This is a genomic window from Arthrobacter sp. IK3 (assembly GCF_051337705.1).
Lineage (GTDB): Bacteria > Actinomycetota > Actinomycetes > Actinomycetales > Micrococcaceae > Arthrobacter_B > Arthrobacter_B koreensis.
Window position 1 is genome coordinate 1 of sequence record NZ_JBPPSW010000006.1, and the last position, 23598, is coordinate 23598.

Annotated in this window: 21 protein-coding genes; 4 read left to right on the plus strand and 17 right to left on the minus strand. The window is 67.1% G+C overall.

The window, feature by feature from the left end; translation table 11 throughout:
- Positions 1–451 precede the first annotated feature (451 nt).
- The 14 genes from tyrS to argC form a co-directional block, all read right to left on the minus strand.
- Positions 452–1777 carry a tyrosine--tRNA ligase gene (gene tyrS, locus ACSLGO_RS09130; protein WP_263128750.1) on the minus strand — a complete coding sequence of 442 codons (1326 nt, stop codon included), beginning with the start codon at positions 1775–1777 and terminating at the stop codon, positions 452–454.
- A gap of 13 nt (positions 1778–1790) precedes the next feature.
- Positions 1791–4058 carry a UvrD-helicase domain-containing protein gene (locus ACSLGO_RS09135; protein WP_325786500.1) on the minus strand — a complete coding sequence of 756 codons (2268 nt, stop codon included), beginning with the start codon at positions 4056–4058 and terminating at the stop codon, positions 1791–1793.
- A gap of 110 nt (positions 4059–4168) precedes the next feature.
- Complete coding sequence (locus tag ACSLGO_RS09140; RefSeq protein ID WP_263128748.1) at positions 4169–4738, minus strand: adenine phosphoribosyltransferase; 570 nt, start codon at positions 4736–4738, stop codon at positions 4169–4171.
- An 83-nt stretch (positions 4739–4821) separates the two neighbouring features.
- Positions 4822–5469 (minus strand): DNA-3-methyladenine glycosylase, encoded by a 648-nt coding sequence (locus ACSLGO_RS09145; RefSeq protein ID WP_419242942.1) that lies wholly within the window; start codon positions 5467–5469, stop codon positions 4822–4824.
- A 38-nt stretch (positions 5470–5507) separates the two neighbouring features.
- A complete protein-coding gene (locus ACSLGO_RS09150) occupies positions 5508–6377 on the minus strand; it encodes an SRPBCC domain-containing protein (protein ID WP_436400958.1) in 870 nt (289 codons plus the stop codon).
- A 104-nt stretch (positions 6378–6481) separates the two neighbouring features.
- The gene (locus ACSLGO_RS09155) at positions 6482–7015 is read right to left on the minus strand and encodes a pyridoxine/pyridoxamine 5'-phosphate oxidase (RefSeq protein ID WP_436400959.1); all 534 of its coding nucleotides are present in this window, start codon (positions 7013–7015) and stop codon (positions 6482–6484) included.
- 102 nt (positions 7016–7117) lie between these two features.
- Complete coding sequence (gene argH, locus ACSLGO_RS09160; protein WP_386886172.1) at positions 7118–8572, minus strand: argininosuccinate lyase; 1455 nt, start codon at positions 8570–8572, stop codon at positions 7118–7120.
- 3 nt (positions 8573–8575) lie between these two features.
- Complete coding sequence (locus ACSLGO_RS09165) at positions 8576–9784, minus strand: argininosuccinate synthase (RefSeq protein WP_152275266.1); 1209 nt, start codon at positions 9782–9784, stop codon at positions 8576–8578.
- Positions 9785–9880: 96 nt separating this feature from the next.
- A complete protein-coding gene (locus ACSLGO_RS09170) occupies positions 9881–10417 on the minus strand; it encodes an arginine repressor (protein WP_091606041.1) in 537 nt (178 codons plus the stop codon).
- Positions 10414–11379 carry an ornithine carbamoyltransferase gene (argF, locus tag ACSLGO_RS09175; protein WP_377956440.1) on the minus strand — a complete coding sequence of 322 codons (966 nt, stop codon included), beginning with the start codon at positions 11377–11379 and terminating at the stop codon, positions 10414–10416. Before argF ends, ACSLGO_RS09170 begins: the two co-directional genes overlap by 4 nt.
- Entirely contained in the window at positions 11376–12623 is a 1248-nt protein-coding gene (locus tag ACSLGO_RS09180; protein WP_436400960.1) for an acetylornithine transaminase, read from the minus strand. Before ACSLGO_RS09180 ends, argF begins: the two co-directional genes overlap by 4 nt.
- Complete coding sequence (gene argB, locus ACSLGO_RS09185) at positions 12620–13543, minus strand: acetylglutamate kinase (RefSeq protein ID WP_091606049.1); 924 nt, start codon at positions 13541–13543, stop codon at positions 12620–12622. The genes ACSLGO_RS09180 and argB overlap by 4 nt, the downstream gene beginning before the upstream one ends.
- Positions 13544–13557: 14 nt before the next feature.
- A complete protein-coding gene (gene argJ / locus ACSLGO_RS09190; RefSeq protein WP_387004895.1) occupies positions 13558–14727 on the minus strand; it encodes a bifunctional glutamate N-acetyltransferase/amino-acid acetyltransferase ArgJ in 1170 nt (389 codons plus the stop codon).
- Entirely contained in the window at positions 14727–15758 is a 1032-nt protein-coding gene (argC, locus tag ACSLGO_RS09195; RefSeq protein WP_263128740.1) for an N-acetyl-gamma-glutamyl-phosphate reductase, read from the minus strand. The genes argJ and argC overlap by 1 nt, the downstream gene beginning before the upstream one ends.
- Before the next feature lie 151 nt (positions 15759–15909).
- Here argC and ACSLGO_RS09200 point away from each other — a divergent pair, with 151 nt between their 5' ends.
- Both ACSLGO_RS09200 and ACSLGO_RS09205 read left to right on the plus strand, forming a co-directional pair.
- Positions 15910–16875 (plus strand): quinone oxidoreductase family protein, encoded by a 966-nt coding sequence (locus tag ACSLGO_RS09200; RefSeq protein WP_436400961.1) that lies wholly within the window; start codon positions 15910–15912, stop codon positions 16873–16875.
- 205 nt (positions 16876–17080) lie between these two features.
- Positions 17081–17524, plus strand: a complete 444-nt coding sequence (locus ACSLGO_RS09205) for a hypothetical protein (protein WP_436400962.1) — start codon at positions 17081–17083, stop codon at positions 17522–17524.
- Here the strand turns inward: ACSLGO_RS09205 and ACSLGO_RS09210 are convergent.
- The 3 genes from ACSLGO_RS09210 to pheS all read right to left on the minus strand — a co-directional run bounded on the left by ACSLGO_RS09210 (position 17521) and on the right by pheS (position 21835).
- Complete coding sequence (locus tag ACSLGO_RS09210) at positions 17521–18141, minus strand: HAD family hydrolase (protein WP_436400963.1); 621 nt, start codon at positions 18139–18141, stop codon at positions 17521–17523. The two genes, ACSLGO_RS09205 and ACSLGO_RS09210, sit on opposite strands and share 4 nt — an antisense overlap.
- A 73-nt stretch (positions 18142–18214) precedes the next feature.
- Positions 18215–20758 carry a phenylalanine--tRNA ligase subunit beta gene (gene pheT, locus ACSLGO_RS09215; protein ID WP_436400964.1) on the minus strand — a complete coding sequence of 848 codons (2544 nt, stop codon included), beginning with the start codon at positions 20756–20758 and terminating at the stop codon, positions 18215–18217.
- Positions 20759–21835: a phenylalanine--tRNA ligase subunit alpha gene (gene pheS, locus ACSLGO_RS09220; protein WP_263128736.1), complete on the minus strand. Its 1077-nt coding sequence runs from the start codon at positions 21833–21835 to the stop codon at positions 20759–20761. It abuts the gene before it with no gap.
- 156 nt (positions 21836–21991) lie between these two features.
- Between pheS and ACSLGO_RS09225 the strand changes: the two genes are divergently transcribed.
- Both ACSLGO_RS09225 and ACSLGO_RS09230 read left to right on the plus strand, forming a co-directional pair.
- Positions 21992–22528, plus strand: a complete 537-nt coding sequence (locus tag ACSLGO_RS09225; RefSeq protein ID WP_436400965.1) for a hypothetical protein — start codon at positions 21992–21994, stop codon at positions 22526–22528.
- An 8-nt stretch (positions 22529–22536) separates the two neighbouring features.
- Entirely contained in the window at positions 22537–23568 is a 1032-nt protein-coding gene (locus ACSLGO_RS09230; protein ID WP_436400966.1) for an Rv2578c family radical SAM protein, read from the plus strand.
- Positions 23569–23598 lie beyond the last annotated feature (30 nt).

Sequence of the window (23598 nt, forward strand, 5' to 3'; positions counted from 1 at the left end):
CTACTCGGAAAACCATTCCCTCACGGGGAATATTTGTTTTCTTTTCGCACCGCTGTGTGTTTTACCAGCATATTCCATCATCTTATTCTCCGCAATTCGGCGTATTTACCGGAAGAGCTCGAAACAATAAGATAATGCCACACGAAAACTAAGCTTTTTCACAGCACAGCCGTGAAGCAGCTTTTGTTTTGTGTGGGTTGGCCACCGTTTGGGATATCCGGAAGGCTAGCTTCCGGCGCCCCAACCGCGGCGACTCCAATTACTTTACACACCGCCCGGCACCCGTGCAAGCCAGCCTCCTGTGACGCTGTCCACTGCCCGGTATCCGGCCCGGCGCCCCTCCCCCGCTCCGCGCAGGAAAGCCGGGACCCCGCTCCGCACAACAAGAGGCCGGGTCCCCAAACGGGACGAGGCCGGCTCCCCCTGGGAACCGGCCTCGTCCATCGACGTTCTACTCTCCTGCAACCACCGCAGTGGCGAGGTTCCGCTTGCCGCGCCGCAGTAGAAGGTACTTGCCGTGCAGCAGTTCGGACGCAGCAACAACTTCATCGATTCCGGTGACCTTGCGGTTGTTCACGTAGGCACCGCCTTCGGTGATGGTCCGCCGTGCCTCCGAGTTGGTCTTCGAGAGTCCGGTGGCCACCAGCAGGTCGATAACGCCCAGGCCGTCCGAAGCAACCTCGGCCCGCGGCAGTTCAGCGGTGGCGGCGGTGAGGGTCGCTTCATCCAGTTCTTCGAGCGATCCCTGACCGAACAGTGCTGCCGAGGCAGCGATGACCTTCTCAGTCGCGTCGACGCCGTGCACCAGGGAGGTCACGTCGTACGCGAGGGCGCGCTGGGCCTCCCGCTTGTGCGGGGCTTCCTTCACCGAGCGCTCAAGTTCTTCAATCTCTGCCTTCGTGCGGAAGGTGAAGACCTTCATCCGGTCGATGACGTCGGCGTCGGCGGTGTTCAGCCAGAACTGGAACATGGCGTAGGGGCTGGTCATGGACCCGTCCAGCCACACGGCGTTGCCTTCGCTCTTGCCGAACTTGGTGCCGTCGGAGTTGGTGATCAGCGGGGTGCCCAGCGCGTGGACCGTGGCGCCTTCCACCTTGCGCACCAGTTCGGTGCCGGAGGTCAGGTTGCCCCACTGGTCCGAACCGCCGGTTTCAAGGACGCAGTTGTAGTCGCGGAAGAGCTGGAGGTAATCCATGCCCTGCAGCACCTGGTAGCTGAACTCGGCGTAGGAAATACCGTCGTCTGAGTTCAGGCGGGAGGCAACAATTTCCTTCTTGATCATGGTGCCCACCCGGAAGTGCTTACCGATGTCGCGGAGGAAGTCGATGGCGCTCATCGGCGCCGTCCAGTCCAGGTTGTTCACCATGCGGGCGGAGTTTTCACCCTCAAAGCTCAGGAAACGCTGCACCTGTCCCTGCAGGTAGCCAACCCACTCATTCACCGTCTCCTTGGTGTTCATGGTGCGTTCCGCCGTCGGGCGCGGATCGCCGACCAGGCCGGTGGAGCCGCCCACCAGGGCCAGGGGCCGGTGGCCGGCCAGCTGGAGGCGGCGCATGGTCAGCAGCTGGACGAGGTTGCCAAGGTGGAGGCTGGGCGCGGTGGGGTCGAAGCCGCAGTAATACGTGACCGGATCCCCGGCGAGCAGCTTTTCAAGTTCCGCCTCATCGGTGGAGAGCTTGATCAGCCCACGCCATTTCAGTTCCTGCCAGATATTGGCAAAGCTCGGATCGTTCTGCTGGGCAGCAAGGCCCTCGGAGGTCTGGGTATTCTGTGGCACGCCTTCTAAATTATCAGGATTCGCTGCCGTCGATGCCCGCCGGGATGCCGTGCTCCGCAATAAGTCGCAGGCGCTGCGTGGGACGGGTCATGGCAACGTACAGATCCCCTACCTTGCCGGCAGCTGCGGTGAGCAGTTCGGACGGTTCAAGGATGACGACGGCGTCGAACTCCAGGCCCTTGGCCTCCCGCGGCGAAATCACCACGATGTCCTGGCTCAGGCCGCCGGCACCGGTACCGACCCGGTTCCCGTACACGGCAGTTACCTCCTCGCGGACCTGCTCCAGCCGGTGGTCCTCGGTGATGACGGCCAGCAGGCCGCCCTCGATCGCGGCGAGGTCCTCCGTCAGCGTCTCGAGCAGCCGCGGCAGCAGGCCTCCCTGCTGCACCTCGTCCAGGAAGGGCGCCCACAGGCCTTCACGGACGGCCTTGGGAGCGGAGACCACCAGGCCGGCGGCATTGGCCATGCGGACCGCGGCCTCGGCGATCTGGGCGGGTGTGCGGTAGTTGACCGTCAGCTCTTCCAGCGTCCACCGCTCCCCCACGAACGGATCCAGCGCCTGCTGCCAGGACGTGGCTCCGGCGGCCGAGGAGGTCTGGGCTATGTCGCCAACCACGGTGAAGGACTTCAGCGGGCAGCGGCGCATCAGCAGGCGCCACTGCATGGCGGAGAGTTCCTGCGCCTCGTCCACCACCACATGACCGAAGGCCCAGGTGCGGTCCACGGCGGCGCGGTCCGCGGCGGTGAGCCGCTGCTCGGTGGCCATGTTGTGGTTGGCCAGGTCCTCCGCGGAGAGGATGCCGTGGGCGCCCGAGTCTTCCAGGAAGCCTTCAGTGTTCTCGATGGCCCGTTCGGCGTTCGCGAGGTCCCGCTTGCGGGCTTCTTCCAGTGCTGCGCTGTCCCGGCCGGCGGAGGCGTCCAGTTCACCGAGCAGTTCTGCGGCTTCGTCGAGCAGCGGAACGTCGGCTTCGGTCCACGGCGCGTCCGGGCTGCGACGCAGCGCCTCACGCTCCGCATCGGTCAGTTCCGGTGCGGCAGCTTCCAGCTGGCCCGGTTTGCTGAAGAGCTCGCTGATGAGCTTCTCCGGCGTCAGCGGCATCCAGCACAGGTTCAGGGCCACCCGCACGTCGCGCGAGCTGCGCACGTCCTCGGCCAGGTACGCGCGGTCCGTGCTGTTGCCGGCGCCGGCCGACTCTTCCAGGATTTCGGTCATCTGGTCGGTAAGTTCGCGCAGCAGGATCTTCACGAACGTCACGCGTGCCTCATTGTGCGGCTTGCCCGTGGCACGGGCACGGTCCCTTGCGCGGGAGACCTGCTTGGGTGTCAGGGTGACCCATGTGCCTTCGATGTTCAGGCGGCGCGGCTCGGTGAAGTTGCGCTGCCGGTTCGCGACGGCGCGGGCTACGACGTCGGCCATGGACAGCCGTCCCTTGATCTCCGCCGCTTCGGCAGACTCTTCGGCGGTGGCCGCGATGCCCGGCATCAGCTGGCCAAGGCTGGACATGACGACGCCGGTCTCGCCCAGGGAGGGAAGCACGCGTTCGATGTAGCGGATGAAGGCGTTGGACGGTCCCACCAGGAGCACACCGGCGGACTTCAGCCGTTCGCGGTGGGTGTAAAGCAGGTACGCGGCGCGGTGCAGCGCGACGGCGGTCTTGCCGGTGCCCGGCCCGCCCTGGACTACCAGGGTTCCGGGCAGCGGCGCGCGGATGATCCGGTCCTGTTCGGCCTGGATGGTACCGACGATGTCCGACATCTGTCCGGTGCGCTTCGAATTCAGCGCGGCCAGCAGCGCACCTTCACCCTGCAGGTCCTGGCCTTCTTCGAGCATGGAGTAGTCCAGCACGTCGTCTTCGAGCCCCTGGACCTCGCGGCCCTTGAGCATCAGGTGACGGCGGCGGCGCACGCCCTGCCGCTCGAAGGCCGTTGCCTGGTAGAAGGTGCCCGCTTCCGGTGCACGCCAGTCCACCATGAGCCGCTGCAGGTCCGCAGTGGACAGGCCGATGCGCCCGATGTAGCGGGTCTCGCCGTCGTCGAGGTCCAGCCTGCCAAAGACCAGGCGGTCATCGACGGCCATGAGCTGCGCGAGGCGGTCTTCATACATGGTTGCGAACGCGTCGCGTTCGGAACGGTTCTGGTGCGACCCCGCGGAGTGGCTGCGGCGCACCTGGGCCAGCTGCTCACGTTTTTCATCGCGCAGCTCATCGAGCCGGTGGTACAGACCAGCTACGTACTGGCGCTCGTTTTCCAGCTCCGTGTGGGCCGAAGACTCTTCAGGCATGTTCGCGTTCCCTCTCGCAAAGGCAGACCGTCAAGTTTACCCCGCGTCGGCACATTTTGTATGCCCTGTCCAGAGTCCGGCTTATTGGCACGCCGCCCGGGCGCAAAAGGCTAGTACGTGCGCAGCGAATGGACCTTGTAGCCGGCGAGGTTTTCCCGGCCGCCAAGTCCGTCGAGTTCAAGAACGACGCCGATGCCGGCAACGCTGGAGCCGGCACGTTCGATCAGCCGGGCGGTAGCGCCCAGGGTGCCGCCGGTGGCCAGGACATCGTCCAGCACCAGGACGCGGGAGCCGTGCGGAATGTCACCGATGTGCACTTCGAGGCTGTTGGTTCCGTACTCCATCGAATACGTCTCGTTGTAGGTAGGGCGCGGCAGCTTGCCGGGCTTACGGACGGTGATCACACCGTGTCCGGAGGCATAGGCGGCGGCAGCGGCGAGCAGGAAGCCGCGGGCTTCAACACCGGCCACGAAGTCGAAGGTCCCCTCGAACTCTGCCAGCAGGGCATCGACCATGCCGCGCAGCGCCGGTCCGTCAGCGAAGACCGGGGTCAGGTCGCGGAACGTCACCCCCGGCGTCGGGTAATTCGGCACCACTGCACAGAGACGGTCAATGGTTTCGAGGATGGATTCTGCCGGAGCAGCTGAACCGGCAACGGGGGCTGAAGCTTCGTCTTTCACCCATCCACCTTACCGGGCGGAGGCCCTGCCTCGCCTGCCCGGCGCCGTTCCGCGGCTGCGCTGCTGGTCACACGATAGTGCGCCTAGGCCTTTTGTGCGGTGGCTCCGGCCGGGCGGCGGCGCTTCACGGCGGGCCGGTACTTGGAGACAGTCGGTTCGCCGGTGAGCCAGTATCGCCACGGATAGGCCTCTCCCCCGCCCTCGCCGCTGACTCCCACCCGCGGCCCGCGCGAGATCCGTGCGGGGTCCGCGGGTGCAGCCGGCAGTTCCAGCCGCAGGGGGCCGGTAAAGACGTCGGCTCCGTTGAGTTCCCGGTCGATCCCCAGCGCCTGGGCGAGCCGGGCAGGACCGCGGGCAAGGTCAAGGTCCGTCCTGGGTTCATTTCGCCGGTGCCGTGCAGTCGCCGTTCCCTCGACGATTTCCCCGGCCCGCAGCAGCAGCCCGGTCGCCTGTCCCGCCTGTCCGCAAACGACGTTGGCGCAGTAATGCATGCCGTAGGTGAAGTAGACGTAGAGGTGGCCGGCCGGGCCGAACATGGTGGAGTTGCGCGCAGACTGTCCGCGGAAGGCGTGCGATCCGGGATCGGCTTCCCCCAGGTATGCCTCAACCTCGGTGATCCGCACCGCCACCGGCCCTTCGTCTGATTCCCGGTGCAGGACTGCCCCCAAAAGCCAGGGAGCTGCTTCGGTCGCTGGGACGGCCAGGAGGCTGCGGGCATCGGAAACGTCCATTCCCTTACCGTAAGGGCCGGGACGCCCCGGGCAAAAAATCAGATCGCGGTGCGGTACAGCGCTTCGAGGGCGCGCAGCCGGTGCGAATTGGGATGCGGCGTTTCCCCCGTGAGGCGGACCGCCGCCGAGTCAAGGGCCAGGTGCCAGGCCGCCATCAGCGCTGCGGTGTCCTCCGTGGTGCCGCCCGCCACCCGCTGGCGGACCTGCAGCTTGGCCAGCCCGCCGTCGTCGCGCACTTCCGTGACCGCTTCCTCGCCGATCCCGAGGTTCCCGCTGGACGCTTCGACGGCGGCGCCTACATCCTGGGCGGGGGCGTTGTACCAGCGTTCGAACTCGAAGCTGGTGCCGTCCTGGTCCGCCACCACCCTGCCCATGGTGGGGCTGATCTTGAACTCACGGGAGTAGGCGTCGCGCAGGGCCTGCCAGTCGCCCGGTTCCTGTTCCGGCGGCGGATTCCCGGCGGCGACGGCGGCGAAAGCGCCCATGATCCCCTGCCAGCCGGCGCTTCCTTCGGCGAGGAAGTCCGGGGTTTCCGAGTGGGCCCGGAACTTCAGGAGGCACCCGCCGTCGGACTCCAGGACCTGCCAGTCCAGGACAGATTCCTCACCGAGTTCGTCGTCCCAGCTGATCTGCAGGGCCGAACGCGGATTGAGCTGCAGCACCGTGCCGGATACCCCGCTGCCGCCCTTTTCAAGGGTGTATTCCTTGCCCAGCTCCCAATCGGGATGGACGGGTCCCAGCCACTGCTCGACCTTCCGCGGGTTGGTCAGGACGTCCCAGATGTGCGCTGCGGGGTAATCGAGCTGCTTGTCGAACGCCAGCACCCATCCGCCGGCTGTCCTCTCGATCCTGCCTTCGGGAACCGGCCGGGATTCTCTGCTGGTGGACGGTGATGTGCTTTCAGCCATGGCCCGGCCTTCCTGGACGGTGGATGCGGACCACTTCAGGCTAGCGGCGGCGGACGTCCGGCGGGAGGGGGTGCACACACCTTGCCCCGGTGGCGCGGCAGTGTCTAGAGCTCGTAGCGGTGCCGGATGTGCCGCCTGGCCGGATCCGCCTGCCAGAACTCGACCTCCCTGGGGACCAGCGCGTAGAGCTGCCAGTGCGGGTTCTCTGACCCGTCCGTGACGGGGCGTTCGTTCCAGTCCCGGGCGGAGGCCTCGGCACTGAGCTGCACGACGTTCCCCGTCACCCGGACCTGGCGGCCCTGGGCATACCAGTAGAAGTTCATCGCCGCGCGTGGGTTCTGCTCCAGTTCGCGGCCCTTGCGGGAGGAACGCGAGGTGGCGAAGTGCCATCCGTCGGCGTCGAGGCCCTTCAGGATCAGCATGCGGGAGGAAAGGTTCCCTGCGGCATCGGCCGTGGCGAGGGAGAAGGCGTGCGGCTGGGGCACCCCTGCGGCGAGGGCTTCCTCCAGCCAGGCCAGAAACAGCTCGGCGGGGTCCGTCGGCGCTTGCTCCGGGTCGAAGCCGGGAAGGTTATCGGCGAAGTCGGGCAGCGCACGCAGCGTGCGCTGCAGGTTCGGACCGGGCTCGAAGATAGGCATGGGCCTTAGGCTAGCTGCCTCCCGGCATGCGAGAGGCCAGCTACGGCTGGTTTGCGGGCTCAAACCGGCCGTAACTGGCCTCTCGATGGAGGGGGATGGGGGTTACGCAGCGAAGGCGCGGGCGGCGTCGAGCTGCTTCTTCAGCTCGGCCAGCTGCGACTCGACCGCCGTGCGGGCGGTTCCGCCCTGCGAACTGCGGCTGTCCAGCGAACCTTCGGTGGAAAGGACGGTGCGGACCTCCGGGCTCAGGTGCTCCGAGATCCCGGCGTAGTCCTCATCAGTCAGGTCCCAGAGTTCGACGCCGCGCGATTCGGCAAGCTTCACGGCGGCACCGGACAGCTCGTGCGCCTCACGGAACGGCACACCCTGGCGGACCAGCCATTCGGCAATGTCCGTGGCCAGGGCGAAGCCCTGCGGAGCCAGGGATTCCATGCGTTCGGTGTTGAAGACCAGGGTGGCGATCATGCCGGACACGGCAGGGAGCAGAAGCTCCAGTGTGTCCGTGGCGTCGAAGACCGGTTCCTTGTCTTCCTGAAGGTCACGGTTGTAGGCCAGGGGCAGGCCCTTGAGCGTGGCCAGCAGCCCGGTGAGGTCCCCGATGAGGCGCCCAGCCTTGCCGCGGGCAAGCTCGGCCACATCCGGGTTCTTCTTCTGCGGCATGATCGAGGATCCGGTGGAGAAGGCGTCGTCGAGCGTGACGAAGGAGAATTCCTTGGTGGCCCAGAGGATAATTTCCTCGCTGATCCGGGACAGGTCGACGCCGATCATGGCGGCGACCCAGGCGAACTCGGCGTAGACATCACGCGAGGCAGTGCCGTCGATCGAGTTCCAGGCCGCGGAGTCGAAGCCGAGGTCCGCAGCGACGGCGTTGGGGTCAAGACCGAGGGAGGAACCGGCCAGGGCACCGGAACCGTACGGGGACACCGCGGCGCGCTTGTCCCAGTCGGCCAGACGCTGCACGTCGCGCAGCAGGGCCCAGGCGTGGGCCAGGAGGTGATGGCTGAGCAGCACCGGCTGGGCGTGCTGCAGGTGGGTGCGGCCGGGCATGGCCACGCCGAGGTGTTTCTCGGCCTGTTCCACCAGGGAATCGACCGTAGCCAGCACGCCGGCGGCGATGATCCGGGCGTGGTCGCGCAGGTACATGCGGCCCAGCGTGGCGATCTGGTCATTGCGGGACCGGCCGGCGCGGAGCTTGCCGCCCAGCTGCGGTCCGGCGCGTTCGATCAGTCCGCGTTCCAGCGAGCCGTGCACGTCCTCGTCCGAGTCGGCCGGGAGGTAGGCGCCGGAGCGCACATCGGCGTCGAGCGCGTCCAGTGCCTCCAGCATGCCGGCCAGCTCTTCCTCGGAGAGCAGGCCGGCTTTGTGCAGCACCCGGGCGTGTGCCCGGGAGCCGGCGATGTCGTAGCCGGCAAGCCGCCAGTCGAAGTGGGTGGACTTGCTCAGGGCTGCCAGTGCGTCGGCCGGACCGCCGGCGAAGCGGCCGCCCCACAGTGCACCCTGGACCGTGGAGCCGCCGGCTCCAGGCTGGGATTCGATTGACGGCTTGCCGTTACTCATTGCTTACTTACCTTCTGCCAAACGCTGGTCGCGGCCGGAAGCCACCTTGGAGGACATGCCGAACAGTTCGATGAACCCGCGGGCCATGGACTGGTCGAACGTGTCACCGGTGTCGTAGGTGGCGAGGTTGAAGTCGTACAGCGAGGACTCCGAGCGGCGTCCGGTGACGGTGGCGCGGCCTGCGTGCAGGTCCATGCGGATGTCGCCGGAGACGTACTTCTGGGTGTCACCGATGAAGGCGTCCAGGGAGTTCTTCAGCGGGGAGAACCACTGGCCGTCGTAGACCAGTTCGGTCCAGCGCTGGCCAACCGTCTTCTTGAAACGGGCCTGCTCGCGCTCCACCGTGACGTTCTCGAGCTCGCGGTGCGCGGCCATCAGGGCCATGGCGCCGGGGGCTTCGTAGATCTCGCGGCTCTTAATGCCCACGAGGCGGTCTTCGACGATGTCGATCCGGCCGATGCCCTGAGCGCCGGCGCGGCGGTTCATTTCCTCGATGGCCTGCAGCGGGGTGACGGGCTTGCCGTCGATTGCCACCGGAACACCTTCCTTGAAGGTGATGACCACTTCGTCGGCGGCGATGCCGGAGGCGGGGTCGGAGGTGTATTCGTACACGTCCGGGGTGGGGCCGTTCCAGATATCTTCCAGGAAGCCGGTTTCCACGGCGCGTCCCCAGACGTTGGCGTCGATGGAGAACGGGTTCTTCTTGGTGGTGACGATCGGCAGGTTCTTCTCCTCGGCGAAGGCAATGGCCTTGTCACGGGTCAGGGCCAGGTCACGGACCGGAGCGATGCACTTCAGGTCCGGGCCCAGGGTCTGGATGCCGACTTCGAAGCGGACCTGGTCGTTACCCTTGCCGGTGCAGCCATGCGAGACGGTGGTGGCGCCGAACTGGCGGGCGGCGGCTACCAGGTGCTTGACGATCACCGGGCGGGACAGGGCGGAGACCAGCGGGTAGGAATCCATGTACAGGGCATTGGCCTGCAGCGCCGGCATGCAGTACTCGGCGGCGAATTCGTCGCGGGCGTCAGCCACGTAGGCTTCCACGGCGCCGCAGTCGAGGGCACGCTGGCGGATGGTCTCGAGGGACTCTCCGCCCTGTCCTACGTCGACCGCCACGGCGATGACCTCGGCGCCGGTTGCCTCGGCAATCCAGCCGATTGCCACTGACGTATCCAGGCCACCGGAGTAGGCCAGAACAATACGTTCGCTCACGAATGTGCTCCTCTTGCGATTGGTGCAGCGCTCAGGCTGCGGGTTGGTTGTGAAAACAGGGGGAAGCTGCGCGGATTTCCTGCCCGGGACCAGCTTCTACAGTATGCGATTGTCAGGGGCCTGCCCGCTGGCGGTTGCCTCGTCAGCGATGGAGAGGAAACGCGCCGCCAGGTCCGCGCCGCCGTCGGGCTCCCGGGTCACCAGCAGCACGGTGTCATCCCCTGCCACCGTGCCCAGGATGGACGGCATGACCGAGTGGTCGATGGCCAGGGCGAGGAAGTTCGCGGCACCGGGAGGGGTGCGCAGCACCACGATGTTCCCGGACGCTTCGGCGGTGACCAGCAGTTCGCCGCACAGCCGGGCCAGCCGGGCGTCGAGCACTTCCTGGGTGATGCCGGACTGCGGCGTGCGGGTTCCGCCTTCAGCAGGCACCGCGTACACCAGCACGCCGTCCTTGCCGCGCATGCGCACGGCACCGAGTTCCACCAGGTCGCGGGAAAGCGTGGCCTGGTTGACCTGCACGCCGTCGTCCGCCAGCAGTGCGGCGAGCTCTGCCTGCGACCGCACCGACAGCCCGGTCAGCAGTGCACGGATGCGTGCCTGCCGGGCCGTCTTGGTGGTGGGCATGCTCATGCCGCTTCCTCCGGGATCCCGGTGAGGCCGGACCGCGCCATCAGCCAGACCATCAGGGCCTTCTGGGCGTGCAGCCGGTTTTCTGCCTCATCCCAGACCACGGACTGCGGGCCGTCGATCACGTCGGCGGAAATCTCGTAGCCGCGGTAGGCGGGCAGGCAGTGGAGTACGACGGCGTCCTGGGCCGCCTGCGCCATGGCGGCGCTGTCCACGGCGTAGTCCCGGAACAGTTCCTGCCGGGCGGCCTTTTCGTCTTCCTGGCCCATCGACACCCACGTATCCGTGGCTACGACGTCGGCGCCGGCCAAGGCCTCGGCGGCGTCGGTGGTGATCATGACCGATCCGCCGGTTTCCTCGGCGCGCGCCGCAGCGGCGTCGACGATCGCCGGGTCCGGCAGGTAGCCCACCGGTCCGGCGACGCGCACGTGCATCCCCGCGGTGACGCCGGCCAGCAGGTAGGAGTTGGCCATGTTGTTGGCGCAGTCGCCCAGGTAGGTGAGGGTTAGGCCGGCCAGGGTGCCCTTGTGCTCGCGGATGGTCATCAGGTCTGCCAGGAGCTGGCAGGGGTGGTAGTCGTCGGAGAGTGCGTTGATGACCGGGACGCTGGAGTTCGCGGCCATTTCCTCCAGCCCGGACTGGGCGTAGGTCCGCCAGACGATGGTGGAGACCATGCGCTCCATGACCTTGGCGGTGTCCGAGATTGATTCCTTGTGGCCCAGCTGGGACTCCCCCGCGCCGATGATCAGCGGGACGCCGCCCAAATCGGAGATGCCGGCCGCGAAGGAGATCCGGGTGCGGGTGGAGGTCTTGTCGAAGATGACGGCGACGGTCTGCCGTCCCGAGCCTTCCCCGGCGTAGGGCTGGTATTTCCAGCGGTCCTTCTTCAGCGCGTCCGCGAGGTCCAGGACTTCGGCCTGCTCGGCCTGGGTCAGGTCAGTGTCAACGAGGAAGTGGCGGGTCATGACTGTCCAATCGTCGTGGCCGCGGCGGCCTGCAGGATGGAGGGGAACGCGGCCAGGAAGGTGGCTGCCTGGTCGGTGGTGAGGATCAGCGGCGGTGCCAGGCGCAGGGTGGCCGGGCCGGTGGCGTTGATGATGAAGCCGGCGTCCAGGGCTGCCTGGACGGCGGCCGGAGCGAGCTCCTGCGCGAGGTCGATGCCGATCAGCAGGCCTTCGCCGCGGACTTCGGTGACGCCGTCGACGCCGCGCAGGCCGTCGCGCAGGAAGTTACCGTTGGCCTGCACGTTGGCGAGGATGCCGTCGGTTTCGATGACGGACAGCGTGGCCAGTGCGGCAGCGGTTGCCACGGGGTTTCCACCGAAGGTGGTTCCGTGCTGGCCGGGGGCCAGCAGCGCAGAGACCTCGGGACCGAACGTGATCAGCCCGCCGATCGGGAAGCCGCTGCCCAGGCCCTTGGCCAGGGTCATGGCATCCGGCAGCACGCCTTCGGACGCGAACCAGCGGCCGGTGCGGCCGATGCCGGTCTGGACTTCGTCGAACACCAGCAGCGCACCGGCGTCCCGGGTGATCTCGCGGGCGGCCTCCAGGAACCCGGCCGGCGGCACCTGCACACCGGCTTCGCCCTGGATCGGTTCGATGAAGACGGCAGCAACCGTCGCATCGACCGCTGCCCGCAGCGCCTCGACGTCACCGTACGGAATGTGCTCGACGCCGCCGGGCAGCGGCGCGAACGGCTCCCGGTAGGCGGGCTTCGCGGTCAGCGCCAGGGCGCCCATGGTCCGGCCGTGGAATGCGCGGTCCATGGCAATGATGCGGGTGCGGCGACCGGTGGAGTGGCGCCGGGCGAGCTTGAACGCCGCTTCAATGGCCTCGGTGCCTGAGTTGGAGAAAAAGGCCTTGGACCCGGCCGGGGCCTGAACCAGCTGCAGCAGCTTCTCCGCGAGGCCCACCTGGGTGGGGCTGGTGAAGAAGTTGGAGATATGTCCCAGGGTGTTCAGCTGCCCGGCAATGGCCGAGGTGACAAACGGGTGGGCGTGGCCCAGCGCGTTGACCGCGATGCCGCCGAGCAGGTCCAGGTAGGCTTTTCCGTCCGCGTCCCAGACGGTGCAGCCCTCGCCGCGCACCAGGACGCGCTGCGGAGCGCCGAACACGTTCATCAGTGAGTCGCTGTAGCGGGCGAGCCATTCGCTGCCGGAACCGGCAGTATCAATCAGCGGGGAAACCGCGGTGGTCATGGGGTTGCTCATGCTTGTGCTCCGTCCGGAATGATCTGGGTGCCGATGCCGGCGGTGGTGAAGACTTCCAGCAGCATCGAGTGCGCCATGCGACCGTCGACGACGGCGGCCCGGTCCACTCCCCCGTCCACGGCGGCCAGGCAGGCTTCCATCTTGGGGATCATGCCGGATTCAAGGGTGGGCAGCATGTCCCGGAGCTCGCCGGCGGTAAGGGCGGAGATCAGTGAGGACTTGTCCGGCCAGTTGGCGTAGAGACCCTCGACGTCGGTGAGAACCACCAGGCGGCAGGCCCCCAGGGCCACCGCCAGGGCTGCGGCAGCGGTGTCCGCGTTGACGTTGAGCACCTGGCCGGTGGGATTGCCGTCGGCGCCGATTTCCGGGGCCACCGTGGAGATGACCGGAATCCGGCCGGCTTCAATGAGGTCCAGGATGGCTCCGGGGTTCACGCCCACCACTTCGCCAACGAGGCCCAGGTCCACTTCCTCGCCGTCAATGACGGTTCCGGTGCGGACGGCCTGCAGCAGTCCGCCGTCTTCGCCCGAGAGGCCGACGGCGTAGGGGCCGTGGGAGTTCACCAGGCCCACCAGTTCCCGGCCCACCTGTCCGGTGAGCACCATGCGGACGGCATCCATGGCTTCGGGCGTGGTGACGCGCAGCCCGCCCTTGAACTCGGATTCGATGCCGAGCCGGTCCAGCAGCGCGCTGATCTGCGGACCGCCGCCGTGCACCACAACGGGGTGGACGCCTACGTGGTGGAGGAAGACGATGTCCTCGGCGAACGCCTGGCGCAGTTCATCGTTGATCATGGCGTTGCCGCCGTACTTGATCACGATGGTGCTGCCGGCGAAGCGCTGGATCCAGGGCAGTGCCTCGATCAGGGTGGCGGCCTTGTCCTGTGCCGCTGCCTGGTCCTGCTGGGTGGCTGTGCTCATGCTTCTCTTCCCGCCTAGCTGCTGTACGCCGAGTTTTCGTGGACGTAGTCCGTGGTCAGGTCGTTCGTCCAGATGGTCGCGGACTCGGTGCCGGCGGCGAGGTCGATTTCAACGCTGACGGCCCGGCCGGTGAGGTCCACGCCTTCGCGCGGATCGCCGATGCCGCCGCCGCGGCAGACCTGGACGCCGTTGATGGTGACGTTGATGTTCTCCGGTTCGAAGGCGGCGTCCGTGGTGCCGACGGCGGAGAGCACCCGGCCCCAGTTCGGGTCGTTGCCGAAGATGGCGGTCTTGAACAGGTTGGAGCGGGCGACGGCGCGGGAGGCGTTCTCGGCATCGGCCACCGTAGCGGCGTTGACGGTGGTGATGGCGATGTCGTGGCTGGCGCCTTCGGCATCGGTGATCAGCTGCTGGGCCAGGGAATGGCACACCTCGGTGAGTCCGCGGGTGAACTCTTCCGTGTCCGGAGTGGTGCCGGACGCACCGGAGGCCATCAGGATTACGGTGTCATTGGTGGACATGCAGCCGTCCGAATCCGTGCGGTCGAAGGTGACGGCGGTGGCGGCGCGCAGTGCCGTGTCCAGGGCTGCGGCGTCGAGGTCCGCATCGGTGGTGAGGACCACCAGCATCGTAGCCAGGCCCGGAGCCAGCATGCCGGCGCCCTTGGCCATGCCGCCAATGCTGTAGCCGGAACCGGTAAACACTGCCTGCTTGGAAACGGTGTCGGTGGTCATGATCGCCTCGGCAGCCAGGGCACCGCCGTCGGCGTCCAACGCTGCCGCAGCGGCTTCCGCGCCCGGAAGGATCTTGTCCATGGGCAGCTGCTCGCCGATCAGGCCGGTGGAGCAGACCAGGACGTCGTTCGCGGAAACGCCGAGCAGGTCAGCGACCTTCTCCGCGGTGGCGTGGGTGTTCTGGAAACCCTGCGGGCCGGTGCAGGCGTTGGCGCCGCCGGAGTTGAGGAACACGGCGTCGGCCCGGCCGTCGGAGATGGCCTGCCGGGACCAGTGCACGGGTGCTGCGGCGACGCGGTTCCGGGTGAAGACCGCTGCTGCTGCCTTGGTAGGACCGTCGTTGACCACCAGCGCGACGTCGCGTCCGCCGGAGGCCTTCAGACCAGCGGTGACGCCGGCTGCCCGGAATCCTGCCGGTGCGGTGATGCCGGTTGCTGCGTTGGTGCTCATTACGGTGCTACTCCCTGCAGGGTGAGCCCGGTGCCCTCTTCGAGGCCCAGGGCGATGTTCATGGACTGGACGGCGCCGCCGGCGGTGCCCTTGGTGAGGTTGTCGATCACGGCGGAGACAATCACGCGGCCGGCGTGCGGATCGTAGGCGAGCTGCAGGGCGGCGTAGTTGGAGCCGACCACCATCTTGGTAGCGGGCCACTGACCCTCCGGCAGCACCCGGACGAACGGTTCATCGGCGTAGGCCGTTTCCCAGGCCTCGCGCAGGGCGGCGGCGTCGACGCCGGGGCGGACCTTCGCCGTCGCGGTGGTGAGGATGCCGCGGGCCATGGGAGCCAGCGTCGGTGTGAAGGAAATGGAGACCTGCTCCCCCGCTGCGGCGGAGAGGCCCTGTTCGATTTCCGGGGTGTGCCGGTGGCCGCCGCCCACACCGTAGGGGCTCATCCCGCCCATGACCTCGGAGCCGAGGAGGTGCGGCTTGGCTGCCTTGCCCGCTCCGGAGGTGCCGGACGCTGCGACGATGACGACGTCGTCGGGCTCCAGCAGGCCTGCCGCGAAGCCGGGCGTGAGCGCCAGCAGCGAGGACGTGGGATAGCAGCCGGGAACAGCGATACGGCGTGCGCCGCGGAGCATGTCGCGGTGGCCGGGCAGCTCGGGCAGGCCGTAGGGCCAGGAACCGGCGTGCGAAGATCCGTAGAACTTTTCCCACGCAGCAGGATCCGTGAGCCGGTGGTCTGCGCCGGCGTCGATCACCAGGGTGTCTCCGGGCAGCTGCGCAGCGATCTCGGCGCTGGCACCGTGCGGCAGCGCCAGGAAAACCACGTCATGCCCGGACAGGTTCTCCACAGTGGTGTCCACCAGGATCCGGTCCGCCAGGGCATGCAGGTGGGGCTGGAGTTCACCGAGCCGGGAGCCGGCGTTGCTGTGGGCGGTGATGGCACCAATTTCGACGCCGGGGTGGCCGGCGAGCAGGCGCAGGACCTCACCGCCGGCATAGCCGCTGGCACCTGATACAGCTACGGAAATCGTCATGCCCACCACCCTACAGCAGTTTTATGCATGGGGTTTCATAATTATGCAATGTGTCCTTGGTAGGGCAATCGCTGTGCCTCCCGGCAACAGGCGTCCTACGATGGGTTCGCGTACCCGGTTAACCCCGCCCATCCATCGGAAGAGGCATTCCATGCATAAGGCCATTGTCGTCCCGAAAGCGGGCGGACCTGAAATTCTGCGCTACGAAGACGTGGACCTTCCGGTTCCCGGCCCGAACGAGTTGCTCGTGAAGGTGGCGGCCACGGGCGTGAACTTCATCGACACATACCAGCGCAGCGGTGTCTATCCGATGAAGTACCCCTTCATCCCCGGTTCCGAAGCTGCCGGCACGGTAGTCCAGGCAGGCCTGGACGTTGCTGCTTTCAGCGACGGGGACCGCGTAGCAACCGCGGAAGGCGGCGGAGCCTACTCGGAGTACATGCTGCTGGACGCGTCCAAGGCTCTCCCCGTTCCCCGGGATGTGAGCAGCGAGGTAGCTGCTGCCCTGCCGCTGCAGGGCATCACGGCGCATTACCTGTGCAACTCGACCTATCCGGTTCAGTCCGGGGAGACCGTCCTCACCCATGCCGGTGCCGGCGGAGTCGGGCTGCTGCTGACCCAGCTGCTCAAAGCCAAGGGCGCCACCGTGATCACCACGGTCTCCACCGATGAGAAGGAAGCACTGGCGGCCGCAGCCGGCGCGGACCGTGTGCTGCGCTACGACGGCTTCGCTGACCGGGTGCGGGAGCTGACAGACGGCCGCGGCGTGGATGTGGTGTTCGACGGCGTCGGGAAGGCCACGTTCGACGGCTCGCTTTCCAGCCTGCGGCCCCGCGGCATGATGGTGCTGTTCGGCGGTGCGTCGGGCCAGGTGCCCCCGTTCGACATCCAGCGGCTGAACGCCCTGGGCTCGCTGTACCTGACCCGGCCGACCATAAGGGATTACCTGCTCAGCGCGGAGGAACGGCAGTGGCGTGCCCGCGAACTGTTCGAAATGGTGGAGGCCGGGACCCTGGACGTGCGGATCGGCGCAACCTATCCCCTTGCCGAAGCTGCCCGCGCGCACGAAGACCTGGAAGGCCGCAAGACGACCGGCAAGGTGCTGCTGGTTCCGTAGCGTTCGCCCGGGTTGGGGTTCTGCTGCCGGTTCCGGGTTCTGCTGCCGGTTCCGGGTTCTGCCGCCGGTTCGAAGCGGGAGCACAAGTGCGAACCGGTCGGATCTTCCCGAACTGGCAGCAGAATTGCCCCCGCCGGCCCCCGCACGCCGTGCCTGATACCGCTCCCTTACAACGGCGCAGCGATTTTGTGCCAGACTCTGCGCCATGACGAGCCCCAAGGCCCCGGATAACGTCAAGCTGCTCGACGCCGCGAGCATCGTCCTCGTCGTCGTGGGCGTCCTGTGCGCCAGTTTGATCAGCCTGCCGCCAAGGGCCCAGCTCGTTCAGGCCACGCCGCTTCTCTTCGGACTCACCCTGACCGTCCGGGTGATCAGGGACCGACAGTCCGCGGGACGGCACGAAACCGTGCGGACCGTTCGGCCCCGGGGCAAGCGCTTGGGACCTGCTGCCTTGGCCGGAGCAGTTCTGGTTCCCGTCCTCTTCTACGGCGCTGTCCAGGGGTACGGCTGGTTAGCCACCGGCTGCCTGCTCGTCGGAGTGGGCACCAGCACCTCATCCCTGGTGGAGAGCCGGAAACCAAATGATCCAGTCCAAAACGGATGCGCGGGCGGCAGAGACGAAGACGGGCCGCGCATCAAGGGCGGCTAGGCCGGCTCCCCAAGCAGGGCGAGCTCCTGCCGCAGGTCCGTGTCCTCCCTGAGCAGGACCACCCGCATACCCAGTGCCTCGGCCGCTTCGATGTTCGCCCGGTTGTCATCGATGAACACCACATCTTCGGGGGCTGCACCGAGGCCTTTCAGGACATACCGGTAAACCTGCGGCTCCGGCTTGACCATGCGCAGCCGGCCGCTGAAGTAGCGGGCGGCGAAAAACCCTGGCCAGGCGGCCTCCGACTCGTACCGGTGGGACATCCCTTCGGGCATGTTGGAGAGCAGAGCCAAGTGCGCCCCCTGCCCCGCCATGAAATCAAGGACTTCCAGGGTTCGGGGGTTCAGCCGGGACCACAGGCGGGCGTCCAGCTCTTCCAGCCGGTCCAGGTCATCACCACCGACGGCCCGGCCAAGCACGGAAGACCAGTATTCAGCCGGACTGAGCCCGCCGCCGTCGTACTCCAGCCGCGCAGCCCAATACGAACTCGACGGGGACCGCAGGTCCAGTCCGGCTGAATACTGCAGCGCATCCCAGTCTTCAGCGAGGGGCTCGGTGGAGATCACTTTGCCGTAGTCGAAGAGGTACCAGGTGCCGGATGCGGGGAAGGTAGTCATCCTCCACAAGCTAACAAACATGCGCGAAGCCCCGCCGGAACGTACCCGCGGGGCTTCACGCAATCAGGGAAAGCTACCGCTGAACGGCACCGAAACGCTCGGCAGCCAGCGCGACAGCGGCGGCCCGGGATTCCGAGGCCTCATCGGCGGTCAGTGTGCGGTCCGGTGCGCGGAAGCGCAGGGCGAAGGCGAGGGACTTCTGTCCTTCGTCGATGCCCTTCCCGGTGTACACGTCGAACAGTGCGATGTCTTCCAGCAGGTCACCGGCGCCTTCGCGGAGGGTTTCCAGCACGGACTCGGCCGGGATCTCGGCGGCCACAATGAGCGCAACGTCCTGCGTGGTGGCCGGGAACGTGGAGATTTCCTTCGCCACGATCACGTCCGGCGCGGCGTCGAACAGCGCGTCGGCGTTGAGTTCCAGCGCCACGGTGCGGGCCGGCATGTCCCGGGCTGCGAGCAGCTTCGGGTGCAGTTCGCCGGCGTAGCCGACGGTTTCGCCGCTGCGCAGCGAGATCCTGGCGGTGCGTCCCGGGTGGAAGGCCTGGTGTTCGCCCTGGCTGATGACCAGTTCGACCCCGAGCACGTCACCCATGAGCCGCGCGGTGTCCACGGCGTCGGCCCAGTCCCAGGCGCGTGGGGTGTGGCCGGCGCCGGCGGGTGATTCGTGCCCGGTGAAGAGCACGCCGATGTGCAGCGGCTGGTCCGGGATGCCGTTGTACAGGCCGTCGAGGACCTCCTCGGACGGCCTGACGCCCAGCGGCGGGATCGATTCCGTCCCGTTCTGCTCACCCGGGAGGAAGACCAGCGCGGATTCGTACAGTGCCAGGTCGCGGAAGCCGCGCGAAAGGTTCCGCTTGGCGACGTCGAACAGGCCCGGCAGCACGGAGGTGCGCAGGTAGCCGAACTCGGCGGAGAGCGGGTTGGCCAGCTTGACCGCGGGGCGCTCCTCGCCGGCAACCGGGGTGCCGAAGGTGTTGTTGTCTTCTTCGGTGACGAAGGGATAGGACAGCACTTCGGTCATGCCCGACGCCGCGAGGGACTGGAGCAGGCGGCGGCGCTGCTGCTGGACGCGCGTTAGCCCGCGCCCGGGAGGAGCAACGGGAAGAGTGGACGGGATCTTGTCGTAGCCCACCAGACGGATGATTTCCTCGGTGAGGTCCTCACGGGTTTCAAGGTCGGACCGCCAGCTCGGAGGAACAACCCGGAAGCCGCCGTCGGCTTTTTCAACGTCCGCCCCAAGATCGGTGAGGGCGCCGGTGATCTGCTCTTCGGTGAAGTTCAGGCCGATCAGATTGGCCGGGAAGTCCGCTGGCAGGAAGATGCTGCGGGTTTCCGGCGCGATGCCGGCGTCGGTGATGGACTCGTCGGCGGTGCCGCCGGCCAGTTCCACGAGCAGGTCGACGGCGCGTTGGGCGGCGATGTCCGCGACGTACCAGTCAACGCCGCGTTCGAAGCGCTTGGACGCTTCGGAGGGCAGTTTGTGGCGGCGGCGGGAGCGTCCAATCGAGACTTCCTCAAAGTGGGCTGCCTCAATCAGGACGTTCTGCGTGGCGTCAGAGACCTCGGTGGCGTTTCCGCCCATGACGCCCGCAATGCCGATGGCACCGGAACCGTCCGTGATCAGCAGGTCCTCCGGGTCCAGGGTGCGGACCTTGTCGTCTAGGGTCTTCAGCGTCTCACCCGGGTTGGCACGGCGCACCACGATTTCACCGGTGAGCTTGTCCAGGTCATAGAAGTGCAGCGGCTGGCCGAGCTCAAGCATCACGTAGTTGGAGATGTCCACCACCAGGGAGATGGAACGCATGCCGGCCAGGCGCAGTCGGGAAGACATCCACGGCGGCGTCGGGCGGGTCGGATCCACGCCGCGGACGGTGCGGGCGACGAAACGGTCGCAGCCGGCCTTGCCGTAGATCGGGGCTTCGTCGGCCAGGCGCACCGGATACCCGGCGCCGTCGGCCTCCGGAACCTCCACCGTGGCGGCGGGATCGGTGAACTTGGTAGCCGTTGCGTGGGCGTATTCGCGGGCAGCGCCGCGGATGGAGAAGACGTAGCCGCGGTCCGGGGTGACGTTGATTTCCGCGGCCTGGTCGTAAAGACCGAGCAGTTCCATCGCGTCGGTGCCAACCTCGGGATCAAGTCCCAGGGTGGAGAGGACCAGGATGCCGTCGTGGTCTTCGCCGATGCCAAGTTCACGCACGGAGGCGATCATGCCGGCGGAAACGTGGCCGTAGGTCTTGCGCGGGCTGATCCGGAAGTCTCCGGGCAGCACGGCGCCGGGCAGGGTGACAACTACCTTGTCCCCCACCTCGAAGTTGTGCGCGCCACAGACGATGCCCTGCACGCCGGAGGGATCGATGCCCTCCCCGGTGAGCGTCTGCTCGGCGCCCTCGGGCACCACGCGTACGGAGCACCAGTTGATGGTCTTGCCGTTCTTCTGCGGCTCAGGCTCCTTGGAGAGCACCTGGCCAACCACGATCGGGCCGGAGAGTTCGTCGGTGGGACGGTGGACGTCCTCTTCCTCCAGGCCAACCTTGACCAGTTCCGCCATGACGTCTTCGGCGGTTGCGTCCGCCGGAACCTGGGCATACTCGCGCAGCCAGGAAAGTGGGATTCTCACTTAGATCTCCATCCCGAAGTGTTCGCTGAAACGTACGTCGCCTTCGATCATGTCCCGCATGTCGGATACTTCGTTGCGGAACATCAGGGCACGTTCAATGCCCATGCCAAAGGCAAAACCTGAGTAGACCTCGGGGTCGATTCCCGCGGCGCGCAGCACGTTGGGGTTGACCATGCCGCAGCCGCCCCACTCGATCCAGCGCGGGCCGCCCTTGGCGCCTGGGTGCCAGATGTCCAGCTCGGCGCTGGGTTCGGTGAACGGGAAATAGTTCGGACGCAGGCGCACCTTGGCCTCGTCGCCGAAGAGCACCCGGGTGAAGTGCTCCAGGGTACCCACCAGGTCTGCCATGGTGAGGCCCTTGTCGATGGCCAGGCCTTCGAACTGGTGGAACACGGGGGTGTGCGTGGCGTCGAGTTCGTCGGTGCGGAACACCTTGCCCGGGCAGAGCACGTAGATGGGCAGGTCGCGCTCGAGCATGGAACGGACCTGCACCGGGGAGGTATGGGTGCGCATGACCAGGTGCGCTTCGGGAGGCTCCACGAAGAAGGTGTCCTGCATTTCGCGGGCGGGGTGGTCCGGCTTGAAGTTCAGCGCGTCAAAGTTGAACCATTCGGATTCCACCTCGGGGCCTTCGGCGATTTCCCAGCCCATACCCACGAAGATGTCGCTGACGCGGTCCTGCAGGGTGGAAAGCGGGTGGCGTCCGCCAATGCGACGGCGGCGCGGAGCTGCGGTGACATCCACGGCTTCCTCGACGAGGATCCGCGCGTCCCGCTCGGCTTCGAGCTCCACCGTGCGGGCCGCGAGCGCTTGGTTGATTCGTCCGCGGGCCGGGCCGATTACCTTTCCGGCTGCTGCCTTCTGGTCCTTGGGCAGCGACCCGATCTGGCGGTTGGCCAGGGACAGCGGGGACTTCTCCCCGGTGACGGCGATGCGGACGTCCTTGAGGGCATCCAGGTCCGCTGCGGAACCGATGGCTGCGAGCGCTGAATCAACGGCAGCCGCGATGGCTGACTCGTCGAGCGGATTGGGCGCCGCGTTGTCTGGGGAGTCCGTCCCCGGTATGGAGTTCGACATGTACCGTTCTTACCTGTTTCCGGCCGTGTTGACGTGAATGGTTGTGGATGCTGTGTCCTGCAGGCAAAGGCACGAAGCCTGCGGCTACCAGTCTAACCAACTCATCCTCTCCGCCCGGGCAGTGTGAAGGCACCCCGCCTGTCCTAGCATTGGCGCATGGCTCCTCCCCTGTCCCGCCAGCACGCGCTTCGCCGAGCAGTGAACCTGGTCAACGGCACGACGGCGGCAGGCCTGCTCGCTGCCCGGCTGGGCAGGGTTCCGGTGCGGCAGGGGCCCGGCGGGCTGCTGCTCGCCGGCGGCTGGAACCATCCACTTCCCCGCGCGGCAGCCTTCACCCTGGGAAACGTGATTCTCTACCGTTCCCGGGTTTCTCAGGCGTTCGACGCCGGACCTGCCTCCGCGCTGCTGCGGCATGAGGCGCGGCACAGCAGCCAGTACGCGGTACTGGGGCCGGCATTCCTGCCGCTTTACTTCGCCGCAGCGGGGTTCTCCAAGCTGCGTTCCGGAGACCCGGCGTCGTCGAACATTTTTGAAATCCTGGCCGGCCTGTCCGACGGCGGCTACCGGACCCGCGCTTCCCGCCCCGCCGCCATCGAAATCACAGAAACTGCCCGAATAGGGGGGTCTAACGTGCAGTTTCTGCCATCTCGAAGGGGCGGAGAGGGTAGGCACGAATTCGAACATATGTTCTAATGGGTGGCATGAGGTGGCAGGAGCAGGAACCCAAGGCGGCGCCGTCCCCTGACGCGCTGCTACCGCTGCAGGGACTGGTCCGCTCCGTGCAGACCCCGGGATTTGCCGGCGTGACGTTCCACGAGGTCCTCGCCAAATCCGTACTGAACAAGGTTCCGAGGACCTCGTCGATGCCCTTCGGCTGGACAGTGAACCCCTACCGGGGCTGTAGCCACGCCTGCGTGTACTGCTTTGCCCGTAAGACCCACAGCTACCTGGATCTGGACACCGGAGCAGACTTCGACAGCCAGCTGGTAGTCAAAACCAACGCAGCGGAGGTCTTGCGGCGTGAACTGGCACGGCCTTCCTGGGACTACGAACACGTGGCCATGGGCACCAACACCGACCCGTACCAGCGGGCTGAGGGCCGCTACAAACTGATGCCCGGCATCATCCGGGCCCTGGCGGACAGCGGAACCCCCTTCTCCATCCTGACCAAAGGAACCCTGCTGGCCCGCGACCTGCCGCTCCTGGCGGAGGCAGCGCAGCAGACCAGCATCAGCATGGGCATTTCGCTCGCCCTGCTGGATCCGAACCTTGCCCAGCGGGTGGAGCCGGGCACGCCCTCGCCCAAAGCCCGGCTGGAGCTGGTCCGCCGCATCCGGGATGCCGGCATGGACTGCAACGTGATGGCCATGCCGATCCTGCCCTGGCTGACTGACGGCGACGAATCGCTGGACGCGCTCTTCTCCGCACTGGCCGACGCCGGCGCCACCTCGGTCACGGCCGGTGCCCTCCACCTGCGCCCGGGTGCACGCGAGTGGTACCGCCAGTGGCTGGCCCGGGACTATCCCCAGCTTTCGGCGCGCTACGACAAGCTGTACGACGGCGGCACCTACGCGTCCAAGGAATACCGCCAGTGGCTTGCGGGACGAATAACCCACTTCAAGAACCGGCATGGATTCGCCGGCCGGAACCAGTTCCTCGCCACCCGCGGCGCCGCCCGGCCCGCGCCCAAGACTGCGGCGGGCATGCCAGTGGCAGCCGGAACCCTTTTCTGATTCTCCGGAAGGTCTTGACCGGTGCCGCGG

Excerpts from the sequence above, each read along its gene's own strand:
- ACSLGO_RS09135 (WP_325786500.1), bottom strand. The coding sequence starts at position 4,058 with ATGCCTGAAGAGTCTTCGGCCCACACGGAGCTGGAAAACGAGCGCCAG.
- ACSLGO_RS09145 (WP_419242942.1), bottom strand. The coding sequence starts at position 5,469 with ATGGACGTTTCCGATGCCCGCAGCCTCCTGGCCGTCCCAGCGACCGAA.
- ACSLGO_RS09150 (WP_436400958.1), bottom strand. The coding sequence starts at position 6,377 with ATGGCTGAAAGCACATCACCGTCCACCAGCAGAGAATCCCGGCCGGTT.
- ACSLGO_RS09155 (WP_436400959.1), bottom strand. The coding sequence starts at position 7,015 with ATGCCTATCTTCGAGCCCGGTCCGAACCTGCAGCGCACGCTGCGTGCG.
- argH (WP_386886172.1), bottom strand. The coding sequence starts at position 8,572 with ATGAGTAACGGCAAGCCGTCAATCGAATCCCAGCCTGGAGCCGGCGGC.
- ACSLGO_RS09170 (WP_091606041.1), bottom strand. The coding sequence starts at position 10,417 with ATGAGCATGCCCACCACCAAGACGGCCCGGCAGGCACGCATCCGTGCA.
- argF (WP_377956440.1), bottom strand. The coding sequence starts at position 11,379 with ATGACCCGCCACTTCCTCGTTGACACTGACCTGACCCAGGCCGAGCAG.
- ACSLGO_RS09180 (WP_436400960.1), bottom strand. The coding sequence starts at position 12,623 with ATGAGCAACCCCATGACCACCGCGGTTTCCCCGCTGATTGATACTGCC.
- argB (WP_091606049.1), bottom strand. The coding sequence starts at position 13,543 with ATGAGCACAGCCACCCAGCAGGACCAGGCAGCGGCACAGGACAAGGCC.
- argJ (WP_387004895.1), bottom strand. The coding sequence starts at position 14,727 with ATGAGCACCAACGCAGCAACCGGCATCACCGCACCGGCAGGATTCCGG.
- argC (WP_263128740.1), bottom strand. The coding sequence starts at position 15,758 with ATGACGATTTCCGTAGCTGTATCAGGTGCCAGCGGCTATGCCGGCGGT.
- ACSLGO_RS09200 (WP_436400961.1), top strand. The coding sequence starts at position 15,910 with ATGCATAAGGCCATTGTCGTCCCGAAAGCGGGCGGACCTGAAATTCTG.
- ACSLGO_RS09205 (WP_436400962.1), top strand. The coding sequence starts at position 17,081 with ATGACGAGCCCCAAGGCCCCGGATAACGTCAAGCTGCTCGACGCCGCG.
- ACSLGO_RS09210 (WP_436400963.1), bottom strand. The coding sequence starts at position 18,141 with ATGACTACCTTCCCCGCATCCGGCACCTGGTACCTCTTCGACTACGGC.
- pheS (WP_263128736.1), bottom strand. The coding sequence starts at position 21,835 with ATGTCGAACTCCATACCGGGGACGGACTCCCCAGACAACGCGGCGCCC.
- ACSLGO_RS09225 (WP_436400965.1), top strand. The coding sequence starts at position 21,992 with ATGGCTCCTCCCCTGTCCCGCCAGCACGCGCTTCGCCGAGCAGTGAAC.
- ACSLGO_RS09230 (WP_436400966.1), top strand. The coding sequence starts at position 22,537 with ATGAGGTGGCAGGAGCAGGAACCCAAGGCGGCGCCGTCCCCTGACGCG.